The organism is Pseudomonas sp. IPO3747, assembly GCF_013385245.1.
In the GTDB taxonomy this organism is placed as follows: domain Bacteria; phylum Pseudomonadota; class Gammaproteobacteria; order Pseudomonadales; family Pseudomonadaceae; genus Aquipseudomonas; species Aquipseudomonas edaphica.
Genome location: NZ_JACAQL010000011.1, coordinates 183,273 through 192,723, shown reverse-complemented (window position 1 = coordinate 192,723; position 9,451 = coordinate 183,273). Strand labels below are relative to the sequence as shown.

The 9,451-nt window shown below is 64.2% G+C and carries 8 protein-coding genes and 2 riboswitches; of the genes, 4 read left to right on the top strand and 4 right to left on the bottom strand.

Translation table 11 applies throughout. The features are described 5' to 3' along the window. Positions 1-6: 6 nt before the first annotated feature. The 4 genes from HX790_RS18400 to cobW form a co-directional block, all read right to left on the bottom strand. Positions 7-609: a VWA domain-containing protein gene (locus tag HX790_RS18400; protein WP_099549150.1), complete on the bottom strand. Its 603-nt coding sequence runs from the start codon at positions 607-609 to the stop codon at positions 7-9. Between the two features lie 53 nt (positions 610-662). Then, the gene (locus HX790_RS18395) at positions 663-1,661 is read right to left on the bottom strand and encodes an ATP-binding protein (RefSeq protein WP_176991878.1); all 999 of its coding nucleotides are present in this window, start codon (positions 1,659-1,661) and stop codon (positions 663-665) included. 137 nt (positions 1,662-1,798) lie between these two features. Further along, positions 1,799-5,560 carry a cobaltochelatase subunit CobN gene (gene cobN / locus HX790_RS18390; protein WP_017136908.1) on the bottom strand — a complete coding sequence of 1,254 codons (3,762 nt, stop codon included), beginning with the start codon at positions 5,558-5,560 and terminating at the stop codon, positions 1,799-1,801. A gap of 3 nt (positions 5,561-5,563) precedes the next feature. Beyond that, on the bottom strand, positions 5,564-6,625 hold the full coding sequence (cobW, locus tag HX790_RS18385; RefSeq protein ID WP_017136909.1) for a cobalamin biosynthesis protein CobW: 1,062 nt from the start codon (positions 6,623-6,625) through the stop codon (positions 5,564-5,566). A gap of 91 nt (positions 6,626-6,716) precedes the next feature. After that, a riboswitch (cobalamin riboswitch) is annotated at positions 6,717-6,917 on the bottom strand. Positions 6,918-6,959: 42 nt separating this feature from the next. Further along, a riboswitch (cobalamin riboswitch) is annotated at positions 6,960-7,178 on the top strand. A gap of 96 nt (positions 7,179-7,274) precedes the next feature. Here cobW and HX790_RS18380 point away from each other — a divergent pair. From HX790_RS18380 to cobM, 4 genes are all read left to right on the top strand, one after another. Continuing rightward, entirely contained in the window at positions 7,275-7,463 is a 189-nt protein-coding gene (locus HX790_RS18380) for a CbtB-domain containing protein (protein WP_169987686.1), read from the top strand. A gap of 11 nt (positions 7,464-7,474) precedes the next feature. After that, entirely contained in the window at positions 7,475-8,176 is a 702-nt protein-coding gene (locus HX790_RS18375; RefSeq protein WP_138449542.1) for a CbtA family protein, read from the top strand. Next, positions 8,173-8,565, top strand: coding sequence for a cobalamin biosynthesis protein (locus HX790_RS18370; RefSeq protein WP_176991883.1), 393 nt, complete (start codon positions 8,173-8,175; stop codon positions 8,563-8,565). Before HX790_RS18375 ends, HX790_RS18370 begins: the two co-directional genes overlap by 4 nt. 69 nt (positions 8,566-8,634) lie before the next feature. Further along, positions 8,635-9,381: a precorrin-4 C(11)-methyltransferase gene (gene cobM, locus HX790_RS18365; RefSeq protein ID WP_099549117.1), complete on the top strand. Its 747-nt coding sequence runs from the start codon at positions 8,635-8,637 to the stop codon at positions 9,379-9,381. The last annotated feature ends 70 nt before the right edge of the window (positions 9,382-9,451 follow it).

Below are 9,451 nucleotides of genomic sequence, written 5' to 3'. Positions count from 1 at the left end.
TCAAGCCTACAAACTATCGATAGGCCGATAGTCCAGATGCAGCTCAAGCGCCAGCTGTTTTGCGCGGCCCAGCCTGATCGGGCCACGCTCGATATCCACCAGTAGCCCAGGACAATCGAGCACAGGCAACCCAGCGATAGCCTTGAGCCGCCCATCGGTAATCACCAGCAGCCGCTGCTGCTCGGCCGGGTAACGCCGGCGGCGCGCGTGCAGCCATTGGCCAGCTTCGGACAACGCCGCCAGCAACGGTGTGCCGCCACCGGCGCCCAGCTGCGCCAGCCAGCCGCTCAAGCCTTTGGCGGCCTTGAGCCCCTGCACCTGCCATTTAGGCGAGTGCCCGCTGGCGGTCAATAACGCCATGCGCGCGCGCTGCCGGTAGGCGTCGTCAAACAGCTGGGCGAGCAGGCCTTTGGCGTCGCTCAGCGCGCCATGGCGGCGGGTGGACGCCGAGGCATCGACAATCACCAGCCACAACTCATGGGCCGCGCGGCTGCGCAGGTGATAAAGCAGATCCTCACGGCACTGCGGCCGGCCACCGAGCAAGGTGCCCGGCCAATTGATCGCGCCACGCTGGGCGCTGCGCGCCTTGCCGTGCCTGCCATGTTCCAGTCGCCCTGCCTTGGGCCGGGCATCCGCCCCCGCGTCAGGTCGAGGGCGAATGCCTAGGGCTTTTTTGGCCAGGTGGGTACTTCCCGGCGGGCGCCCGTGGGCAATGCGGGCGCGGGCATATCGCCCCACTGGCCCTGGCCGGGTGATGGGTCAGACGGTTTTGCAGCCTGGCCTGGATCGGGCGGGCTTGTCGACGGCGTTTGCGGTTGGCGGCGATGACGCAAGGCGAACTCGGCCACCGCTTCGATATCTTCCTCGGCGATGGCACTCGCGCCGCGCCAGGCAGCATGGGCGCGCGCGCCGCGCAACCAGACCAGGTCGGCGCGCAAGCCATCGACACCGGCGGCAAAGCAACGCTCGGTGATCTGCGCCAGGGCCTGGTCATCCAGTTCAATACTGTCGAGCCGCTGGCGCGCCTGGGTGCAACGCTCACGCAGCGCCGCCTGCGGTTCGGCCCATTGGCGGCAGAACGCAGCCGGGTCGCTGTCGAAATCCAGGCGGCGCCGGATGATCTGCCCGCGCTCGCTCGGCAAAGTCTGCCCGCTCAGCGCCACATTAAAGCCGAAACGGTCGAGCAGTTGCGGGCGCAACTCACCCTCCTCCGGGTTCATGGTGCCGATCAGCACAAAACGCGCCGAATGGCGATGTGAGATGCCATCGCGCTCAATCAGGTTGGTGCCGCTGGCGGCCACGTCCAACAGCAGGTCGACCAGGTGATCGGGCAGCAAGTTGACTTCATCGACATACAACACACCACCATCGGCCTTGGCCAATACGCCGGGGGAAAACTGCGCCCGGCCCTCGCCCAGCGCGGCGTCCAGGTCCAGAGTGCCAACCAGGCGCTCTTCGGTGGCGCCCAGCGGCAAGGTGACGAACTGGCCGCTGGCCAACAGATCCGCCAGGCCACGCGCCAGGGTCGACTTGGCCATGCCACGCGGGCCTTCGATCAGCACACCGCCGATTTTCGGGTCGATGGCGGTCAGGCACAGCGCCAGTTTCAGCTCATCGGCGCCGACCACGGCGGACAGCGGGAAATGGGGGATATCAGTCATGCCTGCTCTCTTTAAATTCTGCTAATGGATCGTTCCCACGCTCCCGCGTGGGAACGCCTCACTGGACGCTCTGCGTCCGCTTTTGTGACGCGGAGCGTCACTGGCTGCATTCCCACGCGGAGCGTGGGAACGATCGGTCAGCTGTCTTCTTCTATGTCCAGCAACAGGTTTTCCAACGCCTCGCGATACGCGCCCGGCTCCTGCCACATGCCGCGTTGCTGGGCTTCGAGCATGCGTTCGGTCATGTCTCGCAATGCCGCCGGGTTGTGCTGCTGCACAAAGGCGCGGGTGTCGGCGTCGAGCAGGTAAGCGTCGGCAAGCAAGGCGTATTGGTGATCGTCGATCAGTGCAGTGGTGGCGTCGAATGCGAACAAATTGTCCACCGTGGCCGCCATCTCGAATGCGCCTTTATAACCGTGGCGTTTCACGCCGTCGATCCACTTGGGGTTGGCGGCACGGGAGCGGATCACCCGGTTGAGCTCTTCCTTCAAGGTGCGGATCTTCGGCAGGTCCGGCTGGCTGTGGTCGCCATGGTAGCTGGCGGCCTTGTCGCCACTCAGGGTTTCCACGGCGGCGAGCATGCCGCCCTGGAATTGGTAGTAATCGTTGGAATCGAGCAGGTCGTGTTCGCGGTTGTCCTGGTTGTGCAACACCGCCTGTACCTGGCTCAGGCGCTGGGCGAATTGGTCGCGGGCGGCGGTGCCTTCGTCGGCACCCCCATAGGCGTAGCCGCCCCAGTTCAGGTAGACCTCGGCCAGGTCTTCGCGGCTTTGCCACAGGCGACCGTCAATCGCGCCCTGCACACCCGCGCCATAGGCACCGGGTTTAGCGCCAAAGATGCGCCAGCCGGCCTGCTTTGCCGCGGCCGCTTCATCCAGGCCCGACTCGAGCAACGCTTCACGCTCACTGCGCACCTTGGCCGCCAGCGGGTTCATGTCGTCTGGCTCATCCAGCGCCGCCACCGCCTGCACCGCCGCATCGAACAGGCGGATCAGGTTGGCGAACGCATCGCGGAAGAACCCGGACACGCGTAGCGTCACATCCACCCGTGGGCGATCCAACAAGCTGATCGGCAGGATTTCAAAGTCATCCACACGCTGGCTGCCGGTGGCCCATACCGGGCGCACGCCCATCAGCGCCATGGCCTGGGCGATATCGTCGCCGCCGGTGCGCATGGTGGCGGTGCCCCATACAGAGAGACCGAGCTGGCGCAGATGGTCGCCGTGGTCTTGCAAGTGCCGCTCAAGGATCAGGTTGGCGGATTGAAAGCCGATGCGCCAGGCCGTGGTAGTGGGCAGGTTGCGCACATCCACGCTGAAGAAATTACGCCCGGTAGGCAGCACGTCGAGGCGCCCGCGACTTGGCGCACCGCTGGGGCCGGCAGGTACGAAACGGCCACTCAGGGCATCCAGCAGGCCGCGCATTTCGGCGGGGCCGCAGGCGTCCAGGCGCGGCGCGACAACAATGCGCAGGCTTTCTATGACCGACTTCACGTCTTCCCAACCGGGTTCTTCGAGCTGTTCGAGCGGCCCTTCCAGTGCCTGCTCGATCAGGCGCGCGGCATACAGTTCCAGGCGTTCGCGGGTGTCACCGGCGGTACGCCACAGCTGCGCGTCGATCTTCTGTAACACCTCGGGACGGCGCCCGGTCCAGGGCTCGGACAGGGCACAATCGAGCGGGTCGAAACCCAGGTCGAAGGCTTTGGCCAACACCCGCAGCAGGCTCGATTGCGGGCCACGCCCATCGCCACGGGGAATGCGCAGCAAGGCCAGCAAGGTGTCGATGCGCAGGCGGCCTTCGGGCGACTCGCCAAAGATATGCAGGCCGTCGCGGATCTGCGACTCCTTCAAGTCGCACAGGTAGGTGTCCAGGCGCGGCAGCCAGACCGCCGCGTCAGCGTCGTTATCCAGCTCAAGTTCCTGGTCGATTCGGGTTTCGCGCACCAGCTTGAGAATGTCTTTTTGCAGCTCGAGGGCACGGCGTGGGTCAAGCAACTGCGCTTCGTAATATTCGTCTGCCAACAGCTCCAGGTTACGCAGCGGGCCATAGGTTTCGGCGCGGGTCAGCGGCGGCATCAGGTGGTCGATGATCACCGCCTGGGTGCGGCGCTTCGCCTGGGCGCCCTCGCCTGGGTCATTGACGATAAACGGGTAGATATTCGGCAACGGCCCGAGCAACGCATCCGGCCAGCAATGTTGCGACAACCCGACACCCTTGCCCGGCAGCCATTCAAGGTTGCCATGCTTGCCCACATGGATCACGCCATGGGCGCCGTAGGTGTGGCGCAACCAGAAGTAGAACGCCAGGTAGCCGTGGGGCGGCACCAGGTCGGGGTCGTGGTACACCGCGCTGTGGTCCACCTGATAACCGCGTGCCGGCTGAATGCCGACAAAGGTCATGCCCAGGCGCAGGCCGGCGATCATCATGCGCCCGTCGCGGCACATCGGGTCGTGGTGCGGCGCGCCCCAGCGCTCCAGCACGGCCTGGCGATTGGCTTCGGGCAAGCGCTGGAACATCGCCTCGTAGTCGTCCAGGCTCAGGCTTTGATGGCACGGGCGCAGGTCGAGGCTGTCGAGGTCGTTGGTGACGCCGCCGAGCAATTCATGGATCAAGGCAGTGCCGCTGGCGGGCAACTCACTCGGCACCGGGTAACCTTCGGCTTGCAGCGCACGCAGGATATTCAGCGCCGCTGCCGGCGTATCCAGCCCCACGCCATTGCCGATGCGGCCGTCGCGGGTCGGGTAATTGGCCAGGATCAGCGCAATGCGTTTGTCGGCATTGGGTACTCGCGCCAGTTCGACCCAGCGCCGCGCCAGTTCAGCGACAAAATCCATGCGTTCCGGCGCTGCGCGGTAGCACACCACGTCGGATTGGCTGCGCTCGCTGCGCCAGGCTAAATCTTTAAAGCTGATGGGCCGGCTGATAATGCGCCCGTCCAGCTCCGGCAAGGCAATGTGCATGGCCAGGTCACGCGGGCCAAGGCCCTGTTCACTGGCCTCCCAGCCAGGTTGATTGTCCTGGGCGCAGATCGCCTGGATCACCGGGATATTGCGGCGAAACGGCCGCAGGTGCGGGGCTTCCGGGCTGGATTGGGCAAAGCCGGTGGTGTTCAAAATCACCGCCGCCTGCACTGCATCCAGCAAGTCCTCGACCACTGTCAGGCAGCCGGGTTCTTTCAAACTGGCCACCGCCATCGGCAGCGGGTTAAGACCCGCCGCCTGCAAGCGTTGGCAGAACACATCGATAAAACCGGTATTGGCCGCCTGCAAGTGCGAGCGGTAGAACAACACCGCCGCCACCGGCCAGTCGGCGTGCCAATCGGCCTGCCAGTCGTTCAGCCGTGGGTGGGGTTTATGCGGGTGATAAATCGCCGTGCGCGCCAGGGTTTGCGGCTCGTCCCAGGCGTAATCGCGGCCCAGGTGGCTGCTGGCCAGGCAACGGTAGAAATCCAGCGCATTGCCCAAACCGCCCTGGCGCAAGAAGTGCCAGAGGCGGTCGCGCTCAGCCATGCCAACGGTGCTTAAGCCGCTGAGTTCCGGGTCGGGGCGATCATCGCCCGGCACCAGAATCAACTGCACGCCGCGCTCGGCCAACTCCACCAGGCGCTCGATGCCGTAGCGCCAATAACCGATGCCACCGTGCAGCGAAATCAGGATGACCTTGGCGTGGCGCAGCACCTCGTCGACGTAGAGGTCGACCGAGGCGTGGTTTTGCACCTGCATGGGGTTGGCCAGGCGAAAGCTGGGGTAGTCATCGGGTAACTGCTGGCCGGCCTCGGCCAACAGTGCAAGGCTGGAATCACCACTGCACAGGATCACCAGCTCGGCAGGGGTTTGCCCAAGGTCGGCAATATTGTCGTCCGAAACGAAACCACCCGGCTGAGTCCTGAGCAGGTGCATGGGTTAAACGCTGAGCGCTGCGCGCAATTGCGCTTCGAGGCCCGCCGCATCCAGCTCCTGGCCGATCAGCACCAGGCGTGTGATGCGCGCTTCGTCGGCGCCCCAGGCACGGTCGAAATGTTTGTCGAAACGCGTGCCCACACCCTGGATCAGCAAGCGCATCGGCTTGTTCGGGATCGCCGCGAAGCCTTTGACGCGCAGGATGCCGTGTTGCACCACCAACTGGGTCAGGGCGTCGAGCAGCAGCGCTTCGTCGGCTTGCGGCAGGTCGATGGAGATGGAGTCGAACGCATCGTGGTCGTGATCGTCTTCACCTTCATGGTGATGATCGTGATGGCTGTGGCGGCCGTCGATGTGTTCTTCGGAACCCGCGCCCAGGCCGATCAGCACGTCCAATGGCAGGCGACCGCTGCTGGCTTCGATGATTTTTACGGCCGGCGGCAGTTCTTCGGCGACTTCCAGGCGCACGCGGGCCAGGTCTTCGGCGCTGATCAGGTCGGATTTGTTGAGGATCACCAGGTCGGCGCTGGCCAACTGGTCGGCAAACAGCTCGTGCAGCGGCGATTCGTGGTCCAGGTTCGGGTCGAGTTTGCGCTGGGCGTCAACCTGGTCCGGGAAGGCGGCGAAGGTGCCGGCAGCCACGGCCGGGCTGTCGACCACGGTGATTACCGCGTCAACCGTGCAGGCGCTGCGAATCTCCGGCCACTGGAAGGCTTGCACCAGCGGTTTTGGCAGGGCCAGGCCCGAGGTTTCGATAAGGATATGGTCGAGGTCGCCGCGACGTGCCACCAGCTCGCGCATCACCGGGAAGAACTCTTCCTGCACGGTGCAGCACAGGCAGCCGTTGGCCAATTCGTAAACGCGGCCGTTGGCTTCTTCTTCGGTGCAACCGATGGAGCACTGCTTGAGGATTTCACCGTCGATGCCCAGTTCGCCGAATTCGTTGACGATCACGGCAATGCGACGGCCTTGAGCGTTGTCGAGCATATGGCGCAGCAAGGTGGTTTTACCCGAACCGAGGAAGCCGGTAACGATGGTGACGGGGAGTTTGGCCAGTGTTTTCATCGGATGCCCTTGGGGGCGGGCAGACGGGACGATAGACCCTGCGACGGCGCGCAGCAGCGGATTTCGTCACCGGATCACCCCGCCCGGTTAAGTAGAAAATCGGTTGCGAGGCAGGTCTCCTGGCTTGGGGTTTGCGGGTCTTGCGACCCGCGCTGGCTGCGCCTTCCCGCCGTTATGGCAGTGGCGTGGCAGGCAGCTGAACCCTTCACAGTTGCGGGGGCAGCCGCGGCTTGGACCGCGTTCCCTTCTTAGCTTCGGCGTGGGCCGAAGAACCTCGAAGGTGCAAGGCTACAGGGGCTCGCGCCATTTGACTACCGTCGCCCGCCCATGCTCTCCTACACATCTTGTTTCGGGTGCCCTTCACAGGGTGAAACGGGAAACCGGTGAGTCATCGCGTGATGACGAGTCCGGTGCTGCCCCCGCAACGGTAAGCGAGCGAAGCATCAAATCCACTGTGCCTGTGCATGGGAAGGAGATGCTTGATACGGCCCACCTCTTTTCCCAAGAGCGCCCCTCGCAAGCCCGGAGACCGGCCCGAAAAAACCAGATAACAAACCCGCGGTGGGCGGGCGCTGTTCGGAACCCTGCGTGCCTGCCTCGCGGGGTTTTCATGCGCCTGCGTCACCCTGAACCCCTGAAGGGACGCGCCATGTCGATCATCAGCAGCACTTCGCACACCGCCAGCAGCACCACTACCTTGAGCCAGCGCCTGGGCGCCGCCATCGGCGCGTCGATCCTCGGCGCGTGCCTGGTGTACTTCGCCGGTTTCTCGCATATCGCAGCGGTGCACAACGCCGCCCACGATACCCGCCACAGCGCCGCGTTCCCGTGCCACTGAGGCCTGCCGACATGATCAAGCGTATTGCCCAAACCGCAGGTTTCACTGGCCTGCTGGCCGCCCTGTTGCTGACCCTGCTGCAAAGCTTTTGGGTCGCCCCGCTGATTCTGCAGGCGGAAACCTTTGAAAATGCCCCGGCCGTCGAAGTGGCGCACGAACACGCCGCTGGCGCCGCAGCCCACACCCACGACGCCGAAGCCTGGGAGCCGGAAAATGGCTGGCAGCGTGTGTTGTCGACCACTGGCGGCAACCTGGTGGTAGCGGTCGGTTTCGCGCTGATGCTGGCCGGTCTCTACACCTTGCGCGCGCCGACCCGCACGGCTCAAGGGTTGCTCTGGGGCTTGGCCGGTTACGCGACGTTTGTACTGGCGCCCACCCTGGGGCTGCCGCCGGAGTTGCCGGGCACGGCTGCCGCCGACCTGGCGCAACGGCAGATCTGGTGGATCGGCACCGCGGCCTCCACCGCCGCCGGTATCGCACTGCTGGTGTTTGGTCGTAGCTGGCTGCTCAAGGTGTTGGGCGTGGCGATCCTGGCCGTGCCCCACGTGATCGGCGCGCCGCAACCGCAAGTGCATTCGATGCTGGCACCCGAAGCCCTGGAAGCACAGTTCAAAATCGCCTCGCACCTGACTAACGTGGCCTTCTGGCTGGCCTTGGGCTGGATCAGCGCATGGCTGTTTCGTCGCAACCGCGACAGTCAATACTCGGCATGACACTGGTGGTCGGCCTGGGCTGCCAGCGCGGCTGTGATGTTCACACCCTGCTCGGCCTGCTTGACGCAGCCCTCGCCGACGGCGGCATTGAACGCCAACGCATCACCGCGTTGGCGAGCATTGATCGCAAACACGCTGAACCCGGCCTGCTGGCCCTGGCCCGACTGCTGGAGCTGCCTTTGCAGTGTTTCAGTGCTGCACAATTGGCCGGTTATGAACAGCGCTTGAGCCACAAGTCAGCCGTCGCTTTTGCGCATACAGGTTGCTATGGCATCGCCGAAAGCGCCGCCCTGGCCCTGGCTGAACAGCTCTCCCAGCGCCCTGCCCGCCTGTTGATCACGCGCAAAAAAACCGCCCAGGCCACCTTTGCATTGGCGTGCGCCGACTAAAATCCCGATAATTGCCCTCCTCGATCATGAGCAACTTTCATGCTCGCCCGTTTTTCAACAGGAATTCCCATGACCGTCTACTTTATCGGCGCAGGCCCCGGCGACCCGGAATTGATCACCGTCAAGGGCCAGCGGCTGATCCGCAGCTGCCCGGTGATCATCTATGCCGGCTCCCTGGTGCCGGCAGCGGTATTGCAAGGTCATCAGGCTGAACAGGTAGTCAACAGCGCCGAATTGCACCTGGAACAGATCATTGAGCTGATCAAGGCAGCCCACGCCAACGGCCAGGATGTGGCCCGCGTTCACTCCGGCGACCCGAGCCTGTATGGCGCGATTGGCGAGCAAATCCGTTATTTGCGTGAGTTGGGCATACCGTTCCAGATCATCCCTGGGGTGACTGCAGTGTCGGCTTGCGCCGCGTTGCTGGAAACAGAGCTGACCCTGCCGGACATCGCCCAGAGTGTGATCCTGACCCGTTATGCCGATAAAACCAGCATGCCGGCGGGTGAGGCATTCGACAGCTTGGCGCAGCATGGCACAACGATGGCAATTCACCTGGGGGTCAACCACCTGGAGAAAATCGTCGCCGAACTGCTACCGCACTACGGCGCGGACTGCCCGATTGCCGTGGTACACCGCGCGACGTGGCCGGATCAGGATTGGGTGCTGGGCACGTTGGCGGATATTGCCGAGAAAGTAGCGGCCAAAGGGTTTCGGCGTACGGCGTTGATTGTGGTGGGTCGGGTGCTGGCCAGTGATGGTTTCAGCGAATCGTCGCTGTATCGGGCGGGCCATGCGCACCTATATCGCCCCTGAAGTGTGGGAGCTGGCTTGCCTGCGATAGCGGTGTATCAGCCACCGGATTTGTTGGCTGATAGGCCGTCAT

Excerpts from the sequence above, each read along its gene's own strand:
- HX790_RS18395 (WP_176991878.1), bottom strand. The coding sequence starts at position 1,661 with ATGACTGATATCCCCCATTTCCCGCTGTCCGCCGTGGTCGGCGCCGAT.
- cobN (WP_017136908.1), bottom strand. The coding sequence starts at position 5,560 with ATGCACCTGCTCAGGACTCAGCCGGGTGGTTTCGTTTCGGACGACAAT.
- cobW (WP_017136909.1), bottom strand. The coding sequence starts at position 6,625 with ATGAAAACACTGGCCAAACTCCCCGTCACCATCGTTACCGGCTTCCTC.
- HX790_RS18380 (WP_169987686.1), top strand. The coding sequence starts at position 7,275 with ATGTCGATCATCAGCAGCACTTCGCACACCGCCAGCAGCACCACTACC.
- HX790_RS18375 (WP_138449542.1), top strand. The coding sequence starts at position 7,475 with ATGATCAAGCGTATTGCCCAAACCGCAGGTTTCACTGGCCTGCTGGCC.
- HX790_RS18370 (WP_176991883.1), top strand. The coding sequence starts at position 8,173 with ATGACACTGGTGGTCGGCCTGGGCTGCCAGCGCGGCTGTGATGTTCAC.
- cobM (WP_099549117.1), top strand. The coding sequence starts at position 8,635 with ATGACCGTCTACTTTATCGGCGCAGGCCCCGGCGACCCGGAATTGATC.